Below are 22,376 nucleotides of genomic sequence, written 5' to 3'. Positions count from 1 at the left end.
AGCCGGTCCGGCGCTGGTCACCCCGCCCGGCCCGCCCGCCCCGGGCCGACGGTGATGACGATCTTGCCCACCTGGGCGCCCGCCTCCATGTACCGGTGCGCCTCGACGATCTCCTCCAGATCGAACGTGCGGTCCACGACGGGCCGGAAGGCGCCGCTCCGCAGCCCGGAGGAGACGAAGGCCACCGCCCGCCGCAGCAACTCGGGATCGGCGGTCGTCTCGCGGGTCACGGTGTAGGTGCGCAGGTTCAGCGCGGGCATGCCCAGCTCGAACGCCGGATAGGGCGTCACCTCGCCGCTCAGCGCCCCGTACAGGAAGAGCGTGCCGCCGGGGGCGGTCACCCGGGCCAGGTCCACCACGCCGGGGCCGGCGACGGCGTCGAAGACGAACTCGGCGCCCCGCCCGCCGGTCAGCCCGAGCACGCGCCCGACGACGTCCTCCTCGCTCGTGACGATCACCTCGGCGGCCCCCGCCGCGAGCAGCGCCTCCCTCTTCGCGCCGGTACGCGTGAGGGCGACGGGCACCGCCCCGACGCGCCGGGCGACCTGGATCGCGGCCAGGCCCACGCTGCTGGAGGCCGCGGTCAGCACCGCCGTGTCGCCGGCCCGCATCCCGCCGACCTGCACCAGCGCCCCGTAGGCCGTCAGGTACGGCATCCACACGGCCGCGCCCGCCACCGCGTCGAGCCCGTCGGGCCGGTGCACCACCGCGGCGGCGGGCACGATCGCGCGCTCGGCGTAGACGCCGTAGTCGTTCATCGAGAACGCCGGCAGCACGCTGACCGGCTGCCCGGCCGCGAACCCCGTCACGCCGGGCCCGGCCGCCTCGACCACGCCCGCCGCCTCCGTGCCGAGCCGCGCGGGGAACTCCTTGACCGGCTCGATGTAGTTGCCGCCGCGGAACAGCGCCTCGGCCCGGTTGAGGCCGATCGCCTCCACCCGGACCAGCAGCTCGCCCGGACCGGGCCGCCCGACCTCCACGTCCTCCAGCCGCAGCACATCCGGCCCGCCGAGCTCGTGGAACCGTACCGTCTTGACCATCACGCACACCGTCCTTTCCGGGGCTCACTCAAGCGGAAAGTACGATTGCTGTCAAACTTTGATGGTTATCGTAATTAGGGACCTCGCACGGGTTCACGCCACGCTCCGAGGCATCCACGCGGTGGATGACGGTCATCCGGAGAATCAATTTCCCTTATCCATCCGGATGGCCGAAGGTTGAGCCACAAACCCGGAGGAAACCTCGTGGAAACATCCCCGTCCCTTGCCGGCCCCTTCGCGCTCGGCACCTTCTCGGCCGGCCCCGGCCCCGCCTTCCCCGGCCTGGTCGTCGCCGATCGGGTCCTCGACCTGACCGGCCACGCGCCGGAGACCCGCGCCCTGCTGGAGCGCTGGGACGAGGTGCTGCCGCTGCTGCACGAGGCCGCCGCGGCGGCGGGGGAGTGGCTCCCGCTGCCGGACCTGCGGGTGCACGCGCCCGTCGAGCCCCGCCGGATCCTGCAGTCGGGCGCCAACTACCGCACGCACGTCATCGACCTGGCCGTGGCGCACGAGCCCGCGGACGGCCGCCCGGCCGAGCGGGTGCGTGCCGAGGTCGCGGCGATGATGGACCGGCGCGCGGCCGAGGACCAGCCGTACGTGTTCATCGGCCTGCCGTCCTCGGTCACCGGCCCGTACGACGACGTGGTGATCCCGGCCTGGTGCACGAAGCCCGACTGGGAGCTGGAGCTGGCCGCGGTGATCGGCCGCCCGGCGTTCCGGGTGAATCCGGACAAGGCGCTGGAACATGTCGCGGCGTACACGATCGCCAACGACGTCACCGCCCGCGAGGTGGTCTTCCGCCGTGACATGCCGGAGATCGGCACCGACTGGCTGCGGGCCAAGAACGCCCCGACGTTCACGCCGCTGGGCCCGTACCTGGTGCCGGCCGCCTTCGTCCCCGACCCGTCGAACCTGCGAGTGACGCTGCGACTCAACGGCGAGGTCATGCAGGACGAGTCCACCAAGGACATGATCTTCGACGTGGCGCGGCTGGTCTCCTACGCCTCCCAGACGGTGGAGCTGCTGCCCGGCGACGTGGTGCTGACCGGCAGCCCGGCGGGCAACGGCCTGCACCACGGCCGGCTGCTGCGCGCCGGCGACGTGATGGAGGGCACGATCACCGGTCTGGGCACGCAGCGGAACGGGTGCCGCGATGAACGCTGAGCAGGCCATCGCCGAGGCCGCGGCGAAATACTCCAACTGGGGCCGCTGGGGCGAGGACGACGTGCTCGGCACGGTCAACTTCATCGACGAGGCCGCGCGGGCCGCCGCGGCCGGGCTGATCCGCCGGGGCGCGAGCCTCTCGCTGTCGCAGCGGTTCGACATGGCCGGGCCGCAGAAGGGCTGGCGGCGGCGGACGAACCCGGTGCACACCATGCTCGACACCGGTCTGGACGCCGTACATGGGGACCAGGGCTTCCCGCACGGGTTCGGCGGCGCCGACGACGTGATCGCCATGCCGCTGCAGTGCTCCACCCAGTGGGACGGCCTGGGCCACATCTTCGACCACGGCCGGGCGTGGAACGGCCGCCCCGCCGACAAGGTCGTCACCAGCGAGGGCGACCAGGTCACCGGCATCGAGCACCTGGCGCCGCACGTGGCGGGCCGCGGGGTGCTGCTGGACGTGGCCGCCGTCCATGGGGAGCTGCCCGACGGCTTCGCCATCACCGAGGAGCACCTGACGGCCACCGCGGAGGCGCACGGCGTCGAGATCCGGCGCGGCGACCTCGTGTGCGTGCGCACCGGCCGGCTGGCCAGGGCCAAGCGGGAGGGCTGGGGCGAGTACGCCGGCGGCCCCGCCCCCGGCCTGTCGTTCTGGACGGCGGGCTGGCTGCACCGTACCGAGATCGCCGCGATCGCCACCGACACGTGGGGCTTCGAGGTGCGCCCCAACGAGTTCGAGCCCGCCTTCCAGCCCCTGCACCAGGTCGTCATCCCGCACCTCGGCCTGCTCGTCGGCGAGATGTGGGACCTGGACGCCCTCGCCGCCGACTGCGCCGCCGACGGCGTGTACGAGTTCTTCCTCAGCGCCGCCCCGCTGCCGGTCACCGGCGCGGTCGGATCCCCCGTCAACCCCCTGGCCATCAAGTGAGGCAGCCATGCCCGCAATCGAGAACGTCCTGATCGTCGGGGGCGGCACCGCCGGCTCGGCGCTGGCGATCCTGCTCGCCCGCGCCGGCGTCGGCGTGGACGTCGCGGAGATCGAGCCGGCGCCGACCACGCTCGGCTCCGGCATCACCCTGCAGGGCAACGCCCTGCGCGTGCTGCGCGACCTTGGCGTGTGGGAGCAGGTGAGCGCGGCCGGGTTCGCCTTCGACCTGCTCGGGCTGCGCACTCCCGACGGGGGCCTGCTCGCCGAGATCCCCGACGCCCGCATGGGCGGGCCCGACCTGCCGGCCACGCTCGGCATGAACCGGCCGGCCCTGGCCGCCGTCCTGGCCGCCGCCGTGCGCGAGGCGGGGGCACGCGTCAGGTACGGGCTCACCGTGGACGCGCTCGCCACCGACGGCCGGGTGCGCCTGTCCGACGGCACGAGCGCCGAGTACGACCTGGTCGTGGGCGCGGACGGGATCCGCTCGCACGTCCGTGGCCTGCTCGGCATCGACGTCGCCCCCGAGCCGAACGGGATGGGCATCTGGCGGGTCCACACCCGCCGCCCCAAGCAGGTCGAGCGCACCGACCTCGTCTACGGCGGCCCCTGCTTCATCGCCGGCTACTGCCCGACCAGCCAGGACACCATGTACGCCTACCTCGTCGAGAAGGCCCGCCCCAGGGACGCCGTCGGCGACAAGTGCGCCCACATGCGGGCCCTGGCCGAGGGGTACGGCGGCGTCTGGGACGAGATCCGCGCCGACATCACCGACCCCGACCGCATCAACTACACCTGGTTCGAGTCGCTGCTGCTCGACCGCCCGTGGAACCGCGGGCGCGTCGTCCTGATCGGCGACGCCGCGCACGCCTGCCCGCCCACCCTCGCCCAGGGCGTCGCCCAGTGCCTGGAGGACGCCGCGGTCCTGGCCGAGCTGCTGCTCGCCGCCGACCGGCTGGACCAGGACCTGTTCGACACGTTCATGGACCGCCGCCACGCCCGCGTCAGGGCGGTGGTCGAGGCGTCGGTGCGGCTGGCCCGCTGGCAGCTCGACGGGGTTCGCGACGCTGACGTGCCCGGACTGATGGGCCGCATCGCCGCGATGGTCACCGAGCGGCCATGACCCGCACCATCGACGTGCACGCGCACCTGCTGCTGCCCGGCATCGAGCAGGCCGTGGCCGGGGACCCCGGCCACGCCGCCCACCGGGAGCTGGACGCGCGCCGCAACGGGCCCGAGGCGCTGGCCGTGTCGGGCAGGATGATCGGCGAGCGGATCGGGCCGCTCACCCGGGTGGACGACCGGCTCGCGGCGATGGACGCGGCCGGGGTGGACACGCAGATCGTCAGCCCGTCACCGTCGCACTACCACTACTGGGCCGGCCCCGAGCTCGCCCGTACGGTGTGGCGGCTGGCGAACGAGGCCACCGCCGCCCACTGCGCCGAGGCCCCCGACCGCCTGCACGGCCTCGGCCTGGCCCCGCTCCAGCACCCTGACCTGCTGGCCGAAGCCCTGGACCACGCCCTCGGCCTGGGGCTGAAGGGCGTGGAGATCTCCTCCCACGCCCCCGGCCTGGAGCTGTCCGACCCCGCCTACGAGCCGTTCTGGGCGCGGGCCGGGGAGAGCGGCGCGGTGGTGTTCCTGCACCCGTTCGGCTGCACGCTCGACGAGCGCCTCGATCGCTTCTACCTGTCGAACATCGTCGGCCAGCCCGTGGAGAACGCCGTCGCGCTGGCCCACCTGATCTTCTCCGGCGTGCTCGACCGGCACCCCGGGCTGAAGCTGCTGGCCGCGCACGGCGGCGGCTACCTGCCCTACTACCTGGGCCGGGCCGACCACGGCTGGCGGGTCCGCCCCGACGCCCGCACCTGCGCCCGCGAGCCCGGCAGCTACCTGCGCGAGCTGCACTTCGACTCGCTGGTGCATGACCCGGCCGCCCTGCGCGCCCTGGTCCGCGTCGCCGGCCCCGAGCGCGTGCTGCTCGGCTCCGACTTCCCCTTCGACATGGGCGACCCCGACCCGCTCGCGACCCTGCGCGCGGCCGGGCTGGACGACGCCCGCATCCGCGGCGGCAACGCCGTCCGGCTCTTCGACCTGAAGGACTGACCGATGAGACTCATCACCCACCTGCGGCACGTCGACCTGGCCGTGCCCGACTACGACAAGCAGCGCGACTTCTACGCCGGCGTCTGGGGCCTGACCGAGGTCGCGGGCGACACCGGGATCAGCTTCCTGGCCGCCGAAGGATCGCCCGAGCAGTACGTCGTCCGCCTGCGCAAGGCGGAGGACAAGCGGCTCGACCTGGTCTCCTTCGGCGCCGCCTCGGCGCAGGACGTGGACGCCCTGGCCGGGCGGCTGCGCGCCGCCGAGGTGCGGCTCATCTCCGAGCCCGGCAAGCTGGACACCCCCGGCGGTGGTTACGGGTTCCGCTTCTTCGACCTCGACGGCCGCACCGTCGAGGTCTCCGCCGACGTCGCCGTACGCAGGCACCGCAAGCTGGAGGCCAAGGAGTCCGTCCCGGTCCGCCTCTCGCACGTCGTGCTGAACGCCCCCGACATCGACGCCACCCGCGCCTGGTACGAGACCCACCTCGGCTTCGCCCTGTCCGACACCCTCGCCCACCCCCACATGGGCCAGGTCATGCACTTCATGCGGTGCAACCCGCAGCACCACAGCATGGCCATCGCCCGCGCCCGCACGCCAGCCTGCACCACATCAGCTTCGAGCTGCGCGGCCTGGACGAGTACATGTACGGGACCGGCAGGTTGTTGCGCGCCGGCGTCCGCATGATCTGGGGCCCCGGCCGCCACCTCGCCGGGGACAACACCTTCTCCTACTTCCTGGACCCGCACGGCAACACCGTCGAGTACACCACCGAGCTGGAGGAGCTGGACGAGGACGCCTGGCACCCGCACGTCCATGACTTCTCCCGGCCCGAGGTCACCGATCAGTGGGGGACCGCCAATCCGATGAACGAGCTGGTGGCCAAGGAGTCGTTCAACGACGTCGACCGCGGCGTGTTCGTCGCCCCGCCGGTCTGACGGGGCCCGCCGGATGCGCATCGCCGCCTTCACCCACGACGGCCGCACCCGCTGCGGCGTCGTGCAGGACACGTCCGTACGGCCGCTCCCGGACGGGGTCACCCTCCTCGACCTGCTCAGGGACGGCGACCTGAGCCGAGCGGGGACGCGGGCGGGCGACCCCGTCCCCCTGGCGGACGTGCGGCTGCACGCCCCGTTGCGCCCGCCGACCGTCCGCGACTTCGTCGCCTTCGAGGAACACGTCGAAGGCGTGCGCAGGAGCGTGGACGGCCGCGCCGGGGTGCCGGAAGCCTGGTACGACGCCCCCGCCTTCTACTTCACCAACCCCTATGCCGTGATCGGCCCCCACGACGACGTGCCGGTGCCGCCGGGCTGCCTGGCGTTCGACTTCGAGCTGGAGGTGGCCGCGGTGATCGGCCGCTCAGGGCGCGACCTGACCCCCGAGCGGGCCCGGGAGCACATCGCCGGATACCTGATCATGAACGACTGGTCCGCCCGGGACCTTCAGGGCCGCGAGATGCAGGTCAACCTGGGCCCGGCCAAGGGCAAGGACACCGCCACCACCCTCGGCCCGTGGCTGGTCACCGCCGACGAGCTGGAGCCGTACCGGGACGCCGACGGCTTCCTCCGGCTGGCCCTGTCGGTCACCGTCAACGGCGACGAGATCGGGCGCGACCTGCTGTCCAACATGAGCTGGCCGTTCGAGGACCTCGTCGCCTACGCCTCCCGCGGCACCTGGGTCCACCCCGGGGACGTGCTCGGCTCCGGCACCTGCGGCAACGGCGGCTGCCTGGCCGAGCTGTGGGGCCTGCGCGGCCGGCAGGACCCGCCGCCGCTCCGGCCCGGGGACGTGGTCGAGATGACCGTCGAGGGCATCGGCGCCCTCCGCAACACCGTCGTCGCCGGCCCGCCCCCGACCCCCGTCCCGAAGGCCCGCCCCCGCCCCCGTACCCGCCCCTAGACCCCGGGCCGCAGGTAGGACAGGCGGCAAGCCGGACACCGTACCTGCGGAGATCTGAGTAGGGCTTACTCAGGCCCCCGCACGGGGGTCGCGGTTTCACTGGAGGACCCAACGAAAGGAGTCCTCTCATGAGCGAGTTGCCACCATCCGTCCGGCGGCGTCCGCTGCTTGCCGGCCCCCTGGCACGCACCGCCTACCTGCTCGGGGCCGCCGCCCTCGGCGTCACGGCCATGGGCGCCACGGCGAACACGGCGAACGCCTCGACCGCCGCCGCGCCGAACTGCGCCGCCGCGGCGGCGTACTACGACCAGGCTCCCACCAGCGCCAACCTCACGATGGTGCGGCAGGCGGTGCACTGCCTCATCGACGCCGAGCGTGCCAGGGCCGGGCTGGCCCCGCTCACGCGCAACGCCCAGCTCGACACCGCGGCGGCCGGGCACGCCGCTGCCGCCGCGGCCCTGAAGTGGTGGCGGCCGGGCGCGGACTCGCACACCAACCCGCAGACCGGGTCGACCCCGTACAGCCGGATCACGGGCGCGGGCTACTGCCCGAACCCGCTCTCGTGGGCCTACGCCGAGACCACCTACACGGGCTGGGGCGGAGGATCGGGCACGCCGCGGGCCGCCGTCCACTGGTGGGTGCACGTCAGCACGTACGGCCACCGCCAGATCGTCCTGAGCCCGACGCTGACCGATGTCGGCATCGGCGCGGCGGCAGGGGCGGCGGACCCGGCCGGCGCGGGCGCGGCGGGCGGCGGGACGTACGTGGTCGACTACGGGCGCTGCCGGCGCTGACAGCCAGGCCGCCCGGCCGGGAAATCGGATTGAACGGCCCGGCGGCCGGTGCGACCATCCACGGATGGACGAACAGGAACCGCGGTGGATCGAGGAGAACGTCAGTCTCGCCGTCGAGCAGCTCGGGCCGCTGAGCGAGGTGGACTTCGGCCTCAACCGGGAGTCCGTCGAGTGGGTCGAGGGCTTCATCGAGCGCCAGCGGGCCCGGCCGGACTTCGACCCGGAGCGGATCGACGGCCTGGTCGGCGTGCTCGGCTCGTTCCTGGGCGCCTGCGTCGCCGCCGCCACGGGGGGTCGCTGGCACAGGCACGACGACGAGTGGGGCGTGCTCCTTCCCGAGGGCAGCACGGCGTTCCCGTTCGTCAAAGTACGCAAGCAGTTCCGCGACGGGGCCGAGTCCGGCGAGTCGATCGAGAGCTTCTACCGGATCGCGGTCGACTTCATCGCCACCGGCAAGATGCGGGAAGCGCAGGAGAAGGCCGGTCCCGGCGCGACCTGATCCGCGAGAGAAACACCGGCCCCGGCGCGACCTGATCGCGCGGCTGGCGACTTCCCGCAGGGGCCGGCCCGGCGGCGGCTGACCGCGCTCAGTCGAAGCGCTGGGCCATCTGGTCGAACGCCTGGCCGGTCAGCTCGCGCAGCGTGCGCGTCTCGTGCTCCGCGCACCACCACTGCGAGGCGACCCGCAGCGCGGCCAGGAACGCGGCGGTGACCAGCTCGGGGGCGGCATCACCCGGCCGCTCCCGGCCGGTCACCGCCTGGCTCAGCTCGTTCTCCAGCCGGAACCTGCTCGCGAGCTGCCTGGCCCGCAGCGAGGGGTGGCGCATGGCCAGCCGGGCGCGCATGTGCCATTCCCGGTCGGGGACGCCGCTCTCGTCGTGGAGGCTCTCCATCGCGCCGCGCAGCGCCCGCCAGGCGGACTGGCCGGCCGGCTGCTCGCGTACGCGCCGCACCAGGGTGCCCAGGTGCTGCTCGTCGCCGTACAGCAGCGCGTCCTCCTTGCTGTCGAAGTAGTTGGAGAACGTCCGCCGCGAGATGTTCGCGGCGTCGGCGATGGCCTCGACGGTGACGTGGTCGAGGCCGCGCTCGATGGTGAGCCGCAGCGTGGCCTCGTGCACGGCCTGCCGGGTCTCGGCCTTCTTGCGCTCGCGCAACCCTGCTGTGCTGCTCATGATGGAACCAGCTTACCCAATGGGAATAAATGCTCAATGCGCAAAGTTGCCACTTGAGCATGTATGGTGTCCAGGTTCCATCCCTTTCTCCCTTGATCGGAGGTTGCGCGTGAGTGCACAGCCGGCAGCGCCGTCCGCGGCGGAGCCGATGACCCACCGCCAGATCCTCGAAGCCCTCAGCGGCCTGCTGCTCGTCCTGTTCGTCGCCATGATCAGCGGAACCATCGTCTCGGTGGCGCTTCCGCAGATCATCGGCTCGCTCGAGGGCAACCAGTCGCAGTACACCTGGGTCGTCACCGCGTCGCTGCTGGCCTCGACCGCCTCGACGCCCATCTGGGGCAAGCTCGCCGACCTGTTCAACAAGAAGCTGCTGCTCCAGATCTCCATCGTGATCTTCATGGTCAGCTCGCTGGCCTGCGGCTTCGCCCAGAACACCGGCCAGCTCATCGCCTTCCGCGCCGTGCAGGGCCTGGGCATGGGCGCGCTGCAGATCCTCGCCCAGGTCATCATCGCCGCCATGATCAGCCCCAAGGAGCGCGGCCGGTACAACGGCTACCTCGGCGCCGTCATGGCCGTGGCCACGGTCGGCGGCCCGCTGCTCGGCGGGCTCATCGCCGACACCTCCTGGCTCGGCTGGCGCTGGTGCTTCTTCATCGCCGTGCCGTTCACCATCGCCGCCTTCGCGCTGCTGGCCAAGACCCTGCACATCCCGACCGTGCGCCGCCGCGACGTGAGCATCGACTACTGGGGCGCCACGCTCATCGCGGCCGGCGTCAGCATCCTGCTCATCTGGGTCACCTTCGTCGGCAACTCCTTCGAGTGGCTGTCCTGGCAGACCGCGGCCATGGCCGGCGGCGGCGTGCTGCTGCTCGCCGTGGCCACCTGGGTCGAGTCCAAGGTCAGGGAGCCGGTCGTGCCGCTGCACGTCATCCGGCGCCGCACCCCCGCGCTGGCCATCCTGGCCAGCCTCGCGGTCGGCATGGCGATGTTCGGCGGCTCGGTCTTCCTCGGCCAGTACTTCCAGATCGGCCGCGGGTACGGCCCCACCGCCGCCGGCCTGCTCACCATCCCGATGATGGTCGGCGTGCTGCTCTCCTCCACGATCAGCGGCAGGATGGTCTCCAGGAGCGGCCGTACCAAGCCCTACATCCTGGTCGGCCTGGTCGTCCTGCTGGCCGGCTTCGCGGGCCTGGCCACCATCGACCACGAGACCTCGCTCGTGCTGATCTCGGCGTACATGCTCGCCGTCGGCGTGGGCGTCGGGATGTCCATGCAGAACCTCGTCCTGGTCATCCAGAACACCGTCCCGCTCCGCGAGATCGGCGCGGCCAGCGGCGCGGTCACCTTCTTCCGCTCGCTCGGCGGCACCGTGGGCGTCTCGGTGCTCGGCGCCGTGCTGGCCAACCGCGTCGCCGCCAGCATCGTCGAGGGGCTGGCCAAGGCCGGCATCCCCGCCACCGGCGACGCGGCCGCGGCCGGCGCCAGCCTGAACATCGCCGCCCTGCCCGAGCCGATCCAGGAGATCGTCCGGGCCGCCTACGGCGACGCCACCGGGCACATCTTCCTCATCTCCGCGGCCATCGCCGTCGTGGGCCTCGTCGCGGCGGCCTTCCTCAAGCCCGCCAGGCTGCGCGACAGCCTCGACCTGCCCGAGCCGGCCTCCCCGGAGAAGGCCGTCACCCCCGCCTGACCACCGGGCCCGGAAGGCCGCGTCCCCGTATCGCCCGCGGGGACGCGGCCTTCCGTCCGTCATGGGGACCTTGACACGCATTGGTGTATCGATAAAGTGAAGTGCCTCACCCTCTTGACCCCCACACGCAAGGTTCTCATCGATGAGCAATGTCGTCGTGCCCGCCATCATCAATGTCGACGTCCCGGGCCCGGTGATCAACCGGCACCTCTATGGACACTTCGCCGAGCACCTGGGCCGGTGCATCTACGGCGGGTTCTACGTGGGCGAGGACAGCGACCTGCCCAACGAGGGCGGGATCCGGCTGGACGTGGTGGAGGCGCTGCGCGCCCTGAACATCCCCAACCTGCGCTGGCCGGGCGGCTGTTTCGCCGACGAGTACCACTGGATGGACGGCATCGGGCCCAAGGAGCAGCGGCCGTCGATGGTCAACACCCACTGGGGCAACGTCGAGGAGAACAACCACTTCGGCACGCACGAGTTCATGGCGCTGTGCGAGCTGCTCGGGGCGGAGCCGTACATCAGCGGGAACGTCGGCTCGGGCACGGTCAAGGAGATGAGCGACTGGGTCGAGTACCTCACCCGCGAGGGCGACTCGCCGATGGTCAGGTTGCGCAAGCGGAACGGGCGCGAGGAGCCGTGGCGCATCCGCTTCTGGGGGCTGGGCAACGAGGCGTGGGGCTGCGGCGGCCACATGTCGGCCCAGCAGTACGCCGCCGAGGCCCGCCGGTTCGGCACCTACAGCCGCGACCACGGCGACAACAAGCTGTATCGGGTCGCGGCCGGGGCGAACTCCGGCGACTACGCCTGGACCGAGACGCTCATGAAGCAGCTCGGCGAGCTGGGCTGCGCGTACCGGCCCGCCGCCTTCATGCAGGCCCTGTCGTTCCACTACTACACGATCCCGGGCACCTGGCAGGACAAGGGCGACGCCACGGTCTTCGGCACCGACGACTACTACCGGACGATGGTCAAGGCCGCGTACGTGGACGAGCTGATCACCGGCCACTCCAACGTCATGGACTGCTACGACCCGGGCAAGAACGTGGGCCTGGTGCTGGACGAGTGGGGCACCTGGTGGAACGTCGAGCCGGGCACCAACCCCGGCTTCCTCTACCAGCAGAACACCCTCCGCGACGCGCTCGTCGCCTCCCTGCACTTCGACATCTTCCACCGGCACGCCGACCGCCTGGTCATGGCCAACATCGCCCAGACGGTGAACGTGCTGCAGGCCATGATCCTCACCGACCCCGACTCGGGCGCGCTCGTGCTCACGCCCACGTACCACGTGTTCGAGATGAACAAGGGCCACCAGGACGCGGCCTCGCTGCGGGTGGACCTCCCCTCGGCCGTGCCCACCCGCGAGGTCGGCGAGTCCACGCTGGCCACCGTCTCGGTGTCGGCCAGCCGCAAGGACGGCCGCCTGCTCGTGTCGCTGTCCAACCTGGACGCGGCCGAGGCGGCCGACGTCGAGCTGGACCTGCGCGGCGGCGCCGTGACCGGGGTGCGCTCCCGGATCCTGACCGCCGGCAAGCTGCACGACCACAACACCCCCGAGACGCCCGGCGCCGTCGCCCCCCGCCCCCACGAGCAGGTCACGGCCACGACGGCCGGCGGGCTGCGGGTGCACCTGCCCGCGCACTCGTTCGTCACGGTGGAGGCCGACCTCGCCTGAACCGTTCGTCACGGCGGCGAAAGGGGCGGCCCGTCGACCCGCGATACGCTCGATCGCACGGCCGCGCCCGGGCCGGGCGGACCCTCCGGCGCACAGAACGCGAGGTGACGGCATGGTGACGAAATGGTGACCATGGGCGATGTCGCCCGGCTGGCCGGGGTGTCGAAGATGACGGTCTCCAACGTGGTCAACAACCGTGCCGGGGTCAGCGAGGCGGTCCGCCTCCGCGTGCTGGAGGCCATCCGGCAGTCGGGCTATCGCGTCAACGTCTCCGCCCGGACCCTCAAGTCCGGGCGGACCGGCGTCATCGGCCTCGCCGTGCCCGAGATCGACCGCCCCTACTTCGGCCGGCTCGCCGCCCACGTGATCGACCAGGCCCGGCGGCGGGGCTTCCACGTCGCGATCGAGCAGACCGGCGCGGCGGCGGACGGGGAGATCGACGCGATCGCCCACTCCCGTACGCTGCAGTTCGACGGCCTGATCCTCAGCGCGGTCGAGCTGGACCGCCGCGACCAGCGGCTGGCCGGCGCCGACTACCCCATCGTGATGCTCGGCGAGCAGGACTTCGGCGGCCGTTTCGACCACGTCGCCATGCCCAACGAGGACGGCACGAAGGCGGCGACCGCGCACCTGATCGACCGGGGCTGCCGCCGGATCGCGATGGTCACCGGGGACGTCGCCGGGACCCTGAACGTGGTGACCCGCCGCCATCAGGGCTACCTCGCCGCGCTCGCCGAACGGGGGCTCGCCCCCGACCCGGCGCTGCTCGTCAGCCTCGCCGGGCTGACCATGGCGGCCGGGCGCGACGCGGCCCACCGCCTCGTCGACTCCGGCCACGCGTTCGACGGCGTGGTCGCGGTGACCGACACCGTCGCCCAAGGCGTCCTGCGCGGCCTCGCCGACCGCGGGCTGCGGGTCCCCGGCGACGTCCGGCTCGTGGGCTTCGACGACGTCCCCGAGTCGGAGTTCATGGTGCCCTCGCTGTCCACGGTGGCGCCCGACCACGGCTGGATGGCCGCGAAGGCCGTCGAGCTGGTGGTCGGCCGCATGCAGGCGCCGCTGCGCCCGACCGGCCAGCACGTCGCCCCCTTCGAGCTGGTGATCCGCGAGTCGACCGGCTGATCGGCCCGTGGGGCCGTTCCCGGCGTGGCTCCGCCGCGGGCCTTCATGAGGTGGCCACAATGGGAGAACGCCTGGTCACGCAGGGGGAGGCGACGGGTGCGATCCATCATGGGGCCGGCGGCGGCAGCCGCCGTCACCGCTGTCCTCGCCGCAGTCCTCAGCACTGTCGTCACCACTGGCCCGGCCGCCGCGCAGGTGGCGCGCGGGGATGACGACGACGACTCGACGCCCCTGTGGCAGAAGCTCACCTCCTTCCGCGTCTCGCCGGAGGTGCCCCACCAGAACGACGTCATCCGGGTGCTGCTCCACTGCCCCGTCGAGGCGAACCACGCGATCGTCGGCTCCACCGCGTTCACCCTGAAGGGCTCCTGGCGTATCTACCGCGAAGTGGGGGTCGGCCTCTCCGGGCGGGGTTTCGGCAGGCGGGGCGTGATCATCTCGCGCTACGCGCCCCCGGGGGACCACGAGGTCCGCATGAAGTGCGTCAAGGTGACGATCGACAAGGCGACCGGCCTCAGGAAGGTCAAGCTGATCAGCCGCGCCGCGGGCCCGCTCACCGTCCGGAAGTTCCGCATCGGGCAGTACTTCTGAGACAGGGCGCCGCCGGGCGATGAGTTCCGCCGCCCCCGCAGGTCTACACTTCCGAGACCCAGGAAGGAATGACCCATGACCCACACCATCGAGGTACCCGGCGCCGTCCTCCACTACGACGTGCACGAGGCCGGGGCGAGCACCCACCCCACCCTGCTCCTGATCGGATCGCCGATGGACGCCACCGGCTTCGCGGGCCTGGTCGCGCGGATCAAGGACCGTACGGTGGTCACCTACGACCCGCGCGGGATCGGGCGGAGCCCGCGGACCGACGGCGCCGCCGAGTCGACGCCCGACCTGCACGCCGACGACCTGCACCGGCTGATCGACGCGCTCGGCGGCGGGCCGGTGGACATCTTCGCCAGCAGCGGGGGCGCCGTCAACGGGCTGGCGCTGGTGGCCCGGCACCCGGAGCAGGTGCGCACGCTCGTGGCGCACGAGCCGCCGGCCGTCCAGACCCTGCCGGACCGCGAGCCGGCGCTGGCCGCGGTGGTCGACATCCGCCGGACGTACGAGCGGGACGGGTTCGGGCGCGCGATGGGCAAGTTCATCACGATCACCAGCCTGCGGGGCGAGATCCCGGCCGACTTCGCGGACCTGCCCGTGCCCGACCCGGCCACGATGGGGATGCCGACGGGCGACGACGGGTCCCGCGACGACGCGCTGTTCGGGCAGAACCTCATGACCTGCACGCACTACGAGCACGACTTCGAGGCGCTGCGCGCGGCCTCCACCCGCATTGTCGTCGGCGTCGGGGCCGAGTCGGAGGGCGAGCTGGCCCACCGCACCGGCCTGGCGGTCGCCGAACGGCTCGGCACCAAGCCGGTGACCTTCCCCAGTCACCACGGCGGGTTCATGGAAGGTGACTTCGGCATGAAGGGCGACCCCGACGCCTTCGCCGTCACCCTGCGCCAGGTCCTGGCGGAGTAGCGGGGGCGCCCCGCGGCCGCCTCAGGAGGCGTTCGCGGAGGGTGAGCTCTCCGGCTCCTCCAGGTAGGGGTGCACCCGTCGCTGCCGGTCGAAGGGGACGAACCAGGAGGCGAAGCCCATCGGCGCGATGCGCAGGAAGGCCGCCTCCGGGTGCTCGTCGATCCCGTCGAGCTCGGGGGTGTAGAGCATCTCGTGGTCGACGTCGTCGAAGGCGTGGTCGGTGAAGAAGTCGTAGATGGACTCGGCCTCGTCCGAGTCCATGAGCTCGTACAGCTCGAGGACGGCCTTGGCCTCCTCGATGAGCAGGCGCAGGGCGAGCTCCTCGGCGACGCAGGCCGGGTGCCGCCAGGTGTCGTCGGCCAGGCGGCCGGTGACGCTGATCGTGGCGACGGCGAACTTGCGGGCGAAGGCGGCGTCGTAACGCAGCGCGTATTGCGGCGGCAGGCCGTGCAGGGCCATCACGCCGGGGTCGTCGGCCACGGTGGACTCCTCGGCCGCCAGCGTCTCGGCATCGTCCAGCACGTGGTCGATGAGGATGTCGGTGGCGGCCATCAACGCGCCGGCGGCCAGCGTGGCGCTCTCCCTGGACGCCACCCCGCGGTCCGGCCCGTCCGGGCGGTAGCCGAAGTGTTCGAGGCCGAACGCCTGCATCCGCGCCGCGCCGGAGATCAGCGACGCCCGCATCCCGGCCAGCCGTTCCTGCCGGAACCGCAGGCGTGACCGCTCGCCCTCGTCGGGAGCCACCGGCTGCTCGACCGGCTCGGCGTCGGCGGCCTTCAGCCCGGCGCGGAAGGCCTCCTCGTTCAGATCCACCTCGCTGCGCAGGACGCGCCAGCTCGCGAGCAGCTCGCTGCGTTCGAGGACGGACTCGACCAGCCGGCGGACCCCGGTCTCGGCGATCTCCAGCGTCGACGTCTCCACCACCACGCCGAGCAGGGCGCCCTTGGGATGGGTGGTCACCCGGAAGCCGTACAGGTCGATGTCGATCCCGTCCGGCCCGTCGAGGTGTTCGACGCCGTCGAGCCCGTCCGACAGCAGCGCCCCGGCGCCATGACACTGCAATGCGTCCAGCTCAGGCGCCCCGAGGGCCGGCTCGATCTCGACCTGCACGACGTACTCCATCCCCCCAGCTTCTCAGGTTTCAGGTCAGGCTCCACAAGGCGGCCACCAGTGGGCGGCGCAGGTCGGCCCGGCGTACGCACAGGCCGATGGCCAGCGGCGGCGGCGCCGGCTCGGCGGGGACGACGCGCAGCCGGTCGCGTACGACGCTGGACCGCAGCACCATGCGCGGGACGATGCCCGTGCCGTACCCCAGCGCGACCAGGGCGAGCAGCGCCTCGTGCCCCTCCGGTTCGGCCGCGATCCCGGGCCTGGACGGGGCGTGGGCGCGCAACCACCGGTCGGCCGCCTCCCGCACCAGGCCGCGGCGGGGCAGCACGAACGGCCCGCCGAGCCCTGGCGCCGCGGGGTCGCGGGCCGTGACGAAGACCAGTTCGGTGGTCGCGACCGTCCGGCTGAGCAGGGGTTCGGGCAGGCGGGCCGGGAGGGCCGCGACCGCGGCGTCCACCTCGCCCTCGTCCAGGCGGGCCAGCGCGGCGGCGGCGTCACCCGTACTCAGGTCGATCCCGATCGCCGGATGCGCCGCGCGGAACGGCGCGAGCAGGTCGGGCAGCAGGACCTGGCAGGCCGTCACCGTCGCGAACACCCCCAGCCGCCCGGTCAGCTCCACCGGCTCGGCATCGCCCTGCCGGTAGGCGTGCCACAGGTCCAGCGCGGCGATCGCGTACTCGCGGAACCGCCGCCCCTCGGCGGTCAGCGACACCCCGCGCGGGCCGCGGTCGAACAGCCGGTGGCCCAGCCGCGCCTCAAGGCGCTGCACCATCCGGGTGAGCGTCGCCGGGCTGACGTGGCAGTCCAGGCTCGTCCTGCCGAAGTTCAGGCTCCGCGACAGGTGCAGGAACACGCGCAGCTCGCGTTGATCGTCGATGACCTGGGCCTTTCATCCGATGCAACGGCCCGCTGCACATGTTGCGCTTGTCGCGGGGCCGGGGCGGATCCTACAACTTCTGGCATGACCTCCAACTCCTTCACCTCCGCGGTGTTCCCGCTCGAGACCATGGACGTGCCCGGCGGCACCGAGACGATCCTGCGCGGCGGGCGGCACCTGTTCCCGCTGCTGCCGGCGGCGTTCGAGGGCGTACGGCAGATCGGCGTGATCGGCTGGGGGCCCCAGGGCCGGGCGCAGGCGTGCAACCTGCGCGACTCCCTCGCCGGCACGGGCATCCGCGTCGCAGTCGGCCTGCGCCCCGGCTCCGGCTCCGCCGCCGACGCGCGGGCCCAGGGCTTCACCGAGCAGGACGGGTCACTCGGCGACTGGCTCGACGTCGTCTCCGGCAGCGACCTGGTCATCCTGCTCATCGCCGACGCCGCGCTGGCCGCCCACCACGGGGAGATCTTCGCCGCGCTGCGTCCCGGCGCCACCATCGGGCTGTCGCACGGCTTCCTGCTCGGCCACCTGCGCGCCGGCGGCGGGTCGTTCCCCGACGGGCACGGCGTCATCGCGGTCTGCCCCAAGGGCATGGGCGACTCGGTGCGCCGCCTGTATCTGCAGGGCGCCGACGTCAACGGCGCGGGCATCAACAGCAGCTTCGCCGTGCACGCCGACCCGGACGGGCGGGCCGTCGAGCGGGCGCTGGGCTGGTCGGTGGCGCTCGGGGCGCCGTACACCTTCCGTACGACGCTCGGCAGCGAGTACCTGTCGGACATCGTGGGGGAGCGGGCCATCCTGCTGGGCGCGGTGCACGGCCTGGTCGAGTCGCTGTACGGGCACTACCGGCTCGGCGGCGACGACCCCGTCACCGCCTACGAGCGCTCCTGCGAGAACATCACCGGCCCCGTCGCGCGCACCATCTCCCGCCACGGCCTGCGTGCCGTCCGCGAGCACCTGGACGCCGCCGGGCGGGAGACCTTCGACCGGGCCTACGCCGCCGCCTACGGCCCGGCCCGGGACCTGGTCGCCGAGATCTACGACGAGGTCGCCGACGGGACCGAGCTGCGCAGCGTGATCCTGGCCGAGCGGCGACTGGCGGCGCGGCCGATGAGCGGGATCAGCGGCTCGCCGATGTGGGCGGCCGGCGACGCGGTGCGGGCCCGGCGGGCGCGGCGGGACCTGGCCGTGGAGCCGTTCACCGCCGGGATGTTCATCGGCACCATGATGGCGCAGGTGGACGAGTTCGCCGAGCGCGGGCACCCGTGGTCGGAGATCGTGAACGAGTCGGTGATCGAGGCGGTGGACTCGCTGCTGCCGTACATGCATGCCCGGGATGTGGCGTACATGGTGGACAACTGCTCGCGTACGGCCCGGCTGGGGGCCCGCCGGTGGGGGCCGCGCTTCCAGGCGGCCTACGAGCAGATCGCCTTCCCCGCCGCGGCCGGCCCGGGCGACGGCAAGGCCGTGAGCGCCTTCGCCGACCACCCCGTGCACCAGGCGCTGGCGTCGGCGGCCCGGCTGCGGCCGTCGGTGGACATCCACGTCATGTGACGCACTGCCACCACAGCCGACGATCGCGATCCTGCGCATGTCCGCCCAGGCTAGCGAGCCGAACGCCACCCGCGCGGCCTTGGCGGCGCCCCCGCCCACCAACCCACCACCCGCGGCTCCGCTGTCGCCTTCTGCCCGACTGCCCGGGTCCATGGGCCGGGGTTGGTGGTCCGGGTCTCTGGCGGGGGTCAGGGGCGTGGGGTGGTGGCTTCTCTGACGGCGGGGACTATCTCGTTGGCCCATCGGCCGAGCGCCAGGTCGGTGGGGGTGTCGTCGTCCGGGAAATAGACGAAGCCCGAGGCGTCGTGGTCGAGCACGGCGCCGGTGAGTTCCTCGATCCACTGCTCGGACGAGCCGCCGATCCAGCGGCCCTCGTGGTCGCGGGTCTTGGCGAGCGGGTGCGGTGTGATGACGCCGGGCAGGTTGTAGATCGTGGAGATGTCCCCGGGGTCCCGGCCGGCGTCGGTGGCCGCGCGGTCGATGATGGGGCGCGAGGTGCGGTAACGGGGGCTGAGCCAGTCGGCGGCGTGCCCGGGGATCCAGCCGTCGGCCACCCGGCCGGTCGCGGCCAGCGACTTCGGCCCGACCGAGCCGGTCCACACCGGCGGGGCCGGGACGGGTGCCGGCTCCAGGTCGGTGACCTGGTAGAACTCGCCGTCGAAAGTGACCCGGTCCCCGCCGCCGCACAGCGCCCTGATGAGGGTGACGGCCTCCTCGAACGCGCGTACCGCCGCGCCCGGCCCCAGCTTCGGCACGCCCAGCCTGGCGATGTCCTCCCACAGGCCGCCCGCGCCCGCCCCCAGCACGATCCGGCCCCCGGACAGCGCGGACAGCGAGGTGATCGTACGGGCCAGCATCGGCGCGGGGCGGCTGGGCAGGTTGGTGACGCTCACCAGGCCGGCGATCCGCGTGGTGCCGCCCAGGGCCATGCCCACCAGGGAGTAGGCGTCCAGGCGGTCGGCGAAATAGGGGTGATCGGATACGGTGAACAGGTCCAACCCGTCCCGATCGGCCTGGGCCGCGTGCCGCAGGGTCTCGCGTGCGGCGCTTACAGCGGTTGAGATCCCGACGCCGAACAACGCCGTCATAGGTACCCCTCCATTAGTTCGTATAGCGAACAATATGTGGTAGCCTAACCGAGTGGCTAAGGCTGAGGAAAATCTGGGGGTCGTGGCCGCGCTGGTGCGGTCGGCCTTTCTGGTGAACGCCGTCTACGCCGAGTCGGCCCGCGAATACGGGCTGACCTCTCAGCAGGGGCAACTGCTCTGCGTGCTGATGGCGCAGCCGTACGGGATGAGCGCCCTCGGGTCGATGTTGCGGCTGGCCAAGTCCAGCCTCACCGAGCTGGTGGACAGGACCGCACAGCGCGGCCTGGTGCGCCGCGAGCCCGACCCGAAGGACCGGCGCGCGGTCCGCGTCGCGCTCACCAAGCGGGGCGGCGAGCTGGCCGAGACGTTCTACACCGCCACCTGCCAGCGGATCGCGGAGCTTCCGGCGGGGCTCGACGGCGGGGAGAGCGACCAGCTCGCCGACCTGCTCGGCCGGGTGGTCAGCGACAACAACGTGCCGATGATCTTCCTGGAGCGGGACGAGACGCCCCCCGCCTCCGCTCCCGCCTCCGCCCCAGCTCCCGCCTCCGGCCGCTGACCGGGCGTGACCGGGCCGCGTTCCCGGTCACGCCCGTCGCCAGGCGGGATGGCGGGTCGGGCGCGTCGCCAGGCCGGATCCTCGGCCCGCCAATCGGGCGGCCAATCGGGCCGCCAACCGGCCCGCCAATCGGGCCGCCAACCGGGCCGTTGCTCGGGCTGGCCGCCGCGGGCCGGGCTCGCGGTCGGGCGGTTGCGGAGTTTCGCGGTCGGGTCGCCTTTGGGGCGCGTCAGGCGGCCTCCGGTCGGCGGGTGTCGGTGCCGAACAGCTCGGCGAAGCGGCCGGTGAACAGGTCGGCGCCCTTGTACTCGGAGACCGTCTGTCCCGACAGGACGATCGGTCCGTCGGGGGAGGGCAGCTGGCCGACGCCGCCCTCGGGGCCGAGGGGGAGCAGTACGAAGGGCACCTCGGACGGCCGGTAGACGCTGGTGGGCTGCTCGTTCCGGACCTGGGCGAGGATGTTGGCGGCCACGACCTCCGCGTGGCTCATCGCGTTGCCCGCCATCTTCGCCTCGGGCAGGTCGGTGATGTCGCCGATCGCGTAGACGTGGTCGAAGCCGTGGACGTTCAGCCGGTCGCCCACGCGGACGAAGCCCTCCGGCGTGCGGGCGGTGGCCAGGTCCGCGCCGAGGTAGGCGGTGTGGACGGTGACGCCGTGGGCGCGGAACCAGATGTCGGCGGAGATCTCCTCGCCGGTGGACGGCCCGGTGAGGGGTATGGTGAACGGCTCGGCTCTGCCGGGCTCGGTCGGGGGCTGCGCGCCCAGGGTCGTTCCCAGCCGCAGGTCCACCCCGAGCGCGTCGAGCTGCCGGCGCAGGTCTTCGCGCAGCTGCGGGGCGAAGCGGGGGAGGAGCTCGGGGGCCGGGTCGACGATGGTGACGTGCTTGTCCGGCCACACCGCCTTGATCTCCCCGGCCAGCTCCAGCCCGACCGGCCCCGCGCCGGTGATCAGGACGCGGGTGGCGGCCGCGAGCCCGGCGTGCAGGGTCAGCAGCCGCTCGCGCGCCTGGCCTGACCGGTCGGTGTCGAACTTGAACGGGAAGGGGTAGCCGGAGCCGGTCGCCAGCACCAGGTAGTCGGCGTCGAGCCGCTCGCCGGAGCCCAGGACCACGCCGCCGGCGTCGACCGAGACCGCCCGCTCCCTGAGGACCCGGCCCCGTTGCAGCAACCGGTCATAGGGGATGAACAGGTTGTCGGCCCACTCCGGCCGCACCAGCGCGCGCAGCGACACCGCGTTCTGGACGAAGGCGTCCTTCGGTTCGACGAGGACGACGTCGGCGTCCTGGTCCAGCGCCTTGGCGGCGCTGGCGCCGCCGTACCCGCCGCCGATGGTCACAACTTTCCGGCCCATGATGGCACACTCCTGAGAAATCCATAAATCTCGTTCGGGATACGAACCATATTAGTTCGTAACCCGAACTGCAAGCCGCGCCCGAACAAAAAAAGGGGCCCGGGGACGAAAGTCCCCGGGCCCGGTGAAACCGGCTAGCCCGCCGTACGCGTCAGGTCCAGCCGGACCCTGGCGAGCCAGGACCCCCAGCCGTCCTGCGGCCGGCTGTCCCCGATGCGCACGTAGAACGTGCGGGAATCACCGCGCAGCTCGTTGACGTCGAGCGCGCGCGGCGCCCGGTTGGACAGGTCACGCACGTTCGCGCTCTCCTGCAGCACCGTCCGCCAGCTCTGGTTGTCGGCCGAGACCTGCACCAGGAACTGGTTGCCGAGCTCCAGCGTCAGGGTGCCCCCGGTCACCCCGCCGGGCAGCTCGAACCGGTAGGTGGCGTGGCTGTCACCGTCGGTGAACCGGGCACGGCCGTCGTACACCTCGCCGTCGAGCTGCGACCCGTCCTCCTCCAGCAGCCAGGGCTCCTCGGCCGGGGTGCCGGGCGTGAACTCCACGGTGTCGCCGATCACCGTGACCATCACCTGCTCCCCGGCCGTCCCCTGGTCGGAGGTCGCGGCGAGCCGTACCGGATGGCTGCCGGGACCCGCCGTCGCCGGCACCGTCACCTAGAAGGACAGGGTCCGGGACGCGCCCGGCGCGACGGGCCCGAAGTCCGCGGCCGCCGGCTGGACGGTCCAGCCC

At 72.7% G+C, this 22,376-nt stretch carries 22 protein-coding genes and 1 pseudogene; 16 read left to right on the top strand and 7 right to left on the bottom strand.

Translation table 11 applies throughout. The features are described from left to right. Positions 1 to 17: 17 nt before the first annotated feature. On the bottom strand, positions 18 to 1,040 hold the full coding sequence (locus ACTWPW_RS44115) for a zinc-dependent alcohol dehydrogenase family protein (RefSeq protein WP_375114170.1): 1,023 nt from the start codon (positions 1,038 to 1,040) through the stop codon (positions 18 to 20). Between the two features lie 204 nt (positions 1,041 to 1,244). On the opposite strand from ACTWPW_RS44115, the gene ACTWPW_RS44110 reads away from it, so the two are divergent. The 9 genes and pseudogenes from ACTWPW_RS44110 to ACTWPW_RS44070 all read left to right on the top strand — a co-directional run bounded on the left by ACTWPW_RS44110 (position 1,245) and on the right by ACTWPW_RS44070 (position 8,424). Beyond that, positions 1,245 to 2,204 carry a fumarylacetoacetate hydrolase family protein gene (locus tag ACTWPW_RS44110; protein WP_443172235.1) on the top strand — a complete coding sequence of 320 codons (960 nt, stop codon included), beginning with the start codon at positions 1,245 to 1,247 and terminating at the stop codon, positions 2,202 to 2,204. Continuing rightward, positions 2,194 to 3,132 (top strand): cyclase family protein, encoded by a 939-nt coding sequence (locus ACTWPW_RS44105; RefSeq protein ID WP_443172234.1) that lies wholly within the window; start codon positions 2,194 to 2,196, stop codon positions 3,130 to 3,132. Before ACTWPW_RS44110 ends, ACTWPW_RS44105 begins: the two co-directional genes overlap by 11 nt. Positions 3,133 to 3,139: 7 nt before the next feature. Continuing rightward, positions 3,140 to 4,252 (top strand): FAD-dependent monooxygenase, encoded by a 1,113-nt coding sequence (locus tag ACTWPW_RS44100; RefSeq protein WP_443172233.1) that lies wholly within the window; start codon positions 3,140 to 3,142, stop codon positions 4,250 to 4,252. Further along, positions 4,249 to 5,235, top strand: coding sequence for an amidohydrolase family protein (locus ACTWPW_RS44095; protein ID WP_375113907.1), 987 nt, complete (start codon positions 4,249 to 4,251; stop codon positions 5,233 to 5,235). The genes ACTWPW_RS44100 and ACTWPW_RS44095 overlap by 4 nt, the downstream gene beginning before the upstream one ends. Before the next feature lie 3 nt (positions 5,236 to 5,238). Next, positions 5,239 to 5,763: pseudogene (locus ACTWPW_RS44090) on the top strand (VOC family protein); the annotation flags it as partial. Between the two features lie 20 nt (positions 5,764 to 5,783). Then, positions 5,784 to 6,170, top strand: a complete 387-nt coding sequence (locus tag ACTWPW_RS44085; protein WP_443172232.1) for a VOC family protein — start codon at positions 5,784 to 5,786, stop codon at positions 6,168 to 6,170. Positions 6,171 to 6,183: 13 nt separating this feature from the next. Then, positions 6,184 to 7,131 carry a fumarylacetoacetate hydrolase family protein gene (locus tag ACTWPW_RS44080; protein WP_443172231.1) on the top strand — a complete coding sequence of 316 codons (948 nt, stop codon included), beginning with the start codon at positions 6,184 to 6,186 and terminating at the stop codon, positions 7,129 to 7,131. A gap of 128 nt (positions 7,132 to 7,259) precedes the next feature. Then, on the top strand, positions 7,260 to 7,925 hold the full coding sequence (locus tag ACTWPW_RS44075) for a CAP domain-containing protein (RefSeq protein WP_443172230.1): 666 nt from the start codon (positions 7,260 to 7,262) through the stop codon (positions 7,923 to 7,925). A gap of 64 nt (positions 7,926 to 7,989) precedes the next feature. Next, entirely contained in the window at positions 7,990 to 8,424 is a 435-nt protein-coding gene (locus tag ACTWPW_RS44070; protein ID WP_443172229.1) for a hypothetical protein, read from the top strand. Positions 8,425 to 8,512: 88 nt separating this feature from the next. On the opposite strand, the gene ACTWPW_RS44065 is transcribed toward ACTWPW_RS44070, so the two are convergent. Beyond that, positions 8,513 to 9,097: a TetR/AcrR family transcriptional regulator gene (locus ACTWPW_RS44065; protein ID WP_364136371.1), complete on the bottom strand. Its 585-nt coding sequence runs from the start codon at positions 9,095 to 9,097 to the stop codon at positions 8,513 to 8,515. Between the two features lie 148 nt (positions 9,098 to 9,245). Between ACTWPW_RS44065 and ACTWPW_RS44060 the strand changes: the two genes are divergently transcribed. From ACTWPW_RS44060 to ACTWPW_RS44040, 5 genes are all read left to right on the top strand, one after another. Next, a complete protein-coding gene (locus tag ACTWPW_RS44060; protein WP_375114169.1) occupies positions 9,246 to 10,787 on the top strand; it encodes an MDR family MFS transporter in 1,542 nt (513 codons plus the stop codon). Between the two features lie 142 nt (positions 10,788 to 10,929). Next, the gene (locus ACTWPW_RS44055) at positions 10,930 to 12,462 is read left to right on the top strand and encodes an alpha-N-arabinofuranosidase (protein ID WP_375113902.1); all 1,533 of its coding nucleotides are present in this window, start codon (positions 10,930 to 10,932) and stop codon (positions 12,460 to 12,462) included. A gap of 123 nt (positions 12,463 to 12,585) precedes the next feature. Further along, a complete protein-coding gene (locus tag ACTWPW_RS44050) occupies positions 12,586 to 13,584 on the top strand; it encodes a LacI family DNA-binding transcriptional regulator (protein WP_375113901.1) in 999 nt (332 codons plus the stop codon). Between the two features lie 96 nt (positions 13,585 to 13,680). Further along, positions 13,681 to 14,175 carry a hypothetical protein gene (locus ACTWPW_RS44045; RefSeq protein ID WP_443172228.1) on the top strand — a complete coding sequence of 165 codons (495 nt, stop codon included), beginning with the start codon at positions 13,681 to 13,683 and terminating at the stop codon, positions 14,173 to 14,175. A gap of 75 nt (positions 14,176 to 14,250) precedes the next feature. Continuing rightward, on the top strand, positions 14,251 to 15,105 hold the full coding sequence (locus ACTWPW_RS44040) for an alpha/beta fold hydrolase (protein WP_443172227.1): 855 nt from the start codon (positions 14,251 to 14,253) through the stop codon (positions 15,103 to 15,105). A 21-nt stretch (positions 15,106 to 15,126) separates the two neighbouring features. Here ACTWPW_RS44040 and ACTWPW_RS44035 read toward each other — a convergent pair whose 3' ends face one another. Both ACTWPW_RS44035 and ACTWPW_RS44030 read right to left on the bottom strand, forming a co-directional pair. Continuing rightward, on the bottom strand, positions 15,127 to 16,227 hold the full coding sequence (locus ACTWPW_RS44035) for a hypothetical protein (protein WP_375113898.1): 1,101 nt from the start codon (positions 16,225 to 16,227) through the stop codon (positions 15,127 to 15,129). 19 nt (positions 16,228 to 16,246) lie between these two features. Then, positions 16,247 to 17,074, bottom strand: a complete 828-nt coding sequence (locus ACTWPW_RS44030; protein ID WP_375114168.1) for a LysR substrate-binding domain-containing protein — start codon at positions 17,072 to 17,074, stop codon at positions 16,247 to 16,249. Between the two features lie 102 nt (positions 17,075 to 17,176). On the opposite strand from ACTWPW_RS44030, the gene ACTWPW_RS44025 reads away from it, so the two are divergent. Beyond that, complete coding sequence (locus ACTWPW_RS44025) at positions 17,177 to 18,646, top strand: hypothetical protein (RefSeq protein ID WP_375113897.1); 1,470 nt, start codon at positions 17,177 to 17,179, stop codon at positions 18,644 to 18,646. 188 nt (positions 18,647 to 18,834) lie between these two features. Here ACTWPW_RS44025 and ACTWPW_RS44020 read toward each other — a convergent pair whose 3' ends face one another. Then, positions 18,835 to 19,734, bottom strand: coding sequence for an LLM class flavin-dependent oxidoreductase (locus ACTWPW_RS44020; protein WP_443172226.1), 900 nt, complete (start codon positions 19,732 to 19,734; stop codon positions 18,835 to 18,837). Between the two features lie 52 nt (positions 19,735 to 19,786). On the opposite strand from ACTWPW_RS44020, the gene ACTWPW_RS44015 reads away from it, so the two are divergent. Continuing rightward, the gene (locus ACTWPW_RS44015) at positions 19,787 to 20,293 is read left to right on the top strand and encodes a MarR family winged helix-turn-helix transcriptional regulator (RefSeq protein WP_443172225.1); all 507 of its coding nucleotides are present in this window, start codon (positions 19,787 to 19,789) and stop codon (positions 20,291 to 20,293) included. Positions 20,294 to 20,522: 229 nt separating this feature from the next. Here the strand turns inward: ACTWPW_RS44015 and ACTWPW_RS44010 are convergent, their stop codons facing one another. Together ACTWPW_RS44010 and ACTWPW_RS44005 are read right to left on the bottom strand one after the other, a co-directional pair. Continuing rightward, positions 20,523 to 21,644: an NAD(P)/FAD-dependent oxidoreductase gene (locus ACTWPW_RS44010; protein ID WP_443172224.1), complete on the bottom strand. Its 1,122-nt coding sequence runs from the start codon at positions 21,642 to 21,644 to the stop codon at positions 20,523 to 20,525. A gap of 134 nt (positions 21,645 to 21,778) precedes the next feature. After that, positions 21,779 to 22,300, bottom strand: coding sequence for a hypothetical protein (locus tag ACTWPW_RS44005; protein WP_443172223.1), 522 nt, complete (start codon positions 22,298 to 22,300; stop codon positions 21,779 to 21,781). Positions 22,301 to 22,376 lie beyond the last annotated feature (76 nt).

It is taken from the genome of Nonomuraea sp. KM90 (assembly GCF_052246675.1).
Taxonomy (GTDB): Bacteria; Actinomycetota; Actinomycetes; order Streptosporangiales; family Streptosporangiaceae; genus Nonomuraea.
Note: the sequence above shows the minus strand (reverse complement) of the source record. Positions and strands in the feature narration are given on the sequence as shown.

Coding starts and splice junctions, on each gene's coding strand:
- ACTWPW_RS44035 (WP_375113898.1), bottom strand. CDS start 16,227: ATGGAGTACGTCGTGCAGGTCGAGATCGAGCCGGCCCTCGGGGCGCCT.
- ACTWPW_RS44020 (WP_443172226.1), bottom strand. CDS start 19,734: ATGACGGCGTTGTTCGGCGTCGGGATCTCAACCGCTGTAAGCGCCGCA.
- ACTWPW_RS44115 (WP_375114170.1), bottom strand. CDS start 1,040: ATGGTCAAGACGGTACGGTTCCACGAGCTCGGCGGGCCGGATGTGCTG.
- ACTWPW_RS44025 (WP_375113897.1), top strand. CDS start 17,177: ATGACCTCCAACTCCTTCACCTCCGCGGTGTTCCCGCTCGAGACCATG.
- ACTWPW_RS44065 (WP_364136371.1), bottom strand. CDS start 9,097: ATGAGCAGCACAGCAGGGTTGCGCGAGCGCAAGAAGGCCGAGACCCGG.
- ACTWPW_RS44060 (WP_375114169.1), top strand. CDS start 9,246: ATGACCCACCGCCAGATCCTCGAAGCCCTCAGCGGCCTGCTGCTCGTC.
- ACTWPW_RS44010 (WP_443172224.1), bottom strand. CDS start 21,644: ATGGGCCGGAAAGTTGTGACCATCGGCGGCGGGTACGGCGGCGCCAGC.
- ACTWPW_RS44040 (WP_443172227.1), top strand. CDS start 14,251: ATGACCCACACCATCGAGGTACCCGGCGCCGTCCTCCACTACGACGTG.
- ACTWPW_RS44055 (WP_375113902.1), top strand. CDS start 10,930: ATGAGCAATGTCGTCGTGCCCGCCATCATCAATGTCGACGTCCCGGGC.
- ACTWPW_RS44080 (WP_443172231.1), top strand. CDS start 6,184: ATGCGCATCGCCGCCTTCACCCACGACGGCCGCACCCGCTGCGGCGTC.
- ACTWPW_RS44070 (WP_443172229.1), top strand. CDS start 7,990: ATGGACGAACAGGAACCGCGGTGGATCGAGGAGAACGTCAGTCTCGCC.
- ACTWPW_RS44075 (WP_443172230.1), top strand. CDS start 7,260: ATGAGCGAGTTGCCACCATCCGTCCGGCGGCGTCCGCTGCTTGCCGGC.
- ACTWPW_RS44100 (WP_443172233.1), top strand. CDS start 3,140: ATGCCCGCAATCGAGAACGTCCTGATCGTCGGGGGCGGCACCGCCGGC.
- ACTWPW_RS44050 (WP_375113901.1), top strand. CDS start 12,586: ATGGTGACCATGGGCGATGTCGCCCGGCTGGCCGGGGTGTCGAAGATG.
- ACTWPW_RS44105 (WP_443172234.1), top strand. CDS start 2,194: ATGAACGCTGAGCAGGCCATCGCCGAGGCCGCGGCGAAATACTCCAAC.
- ACTWPW_RS44095 (WP_375113907.1), top strand. CDS start 4,249: ATGACCCGCACCATCGACGTGCACGCGCACCTGCTGCTGCCCGGCATC.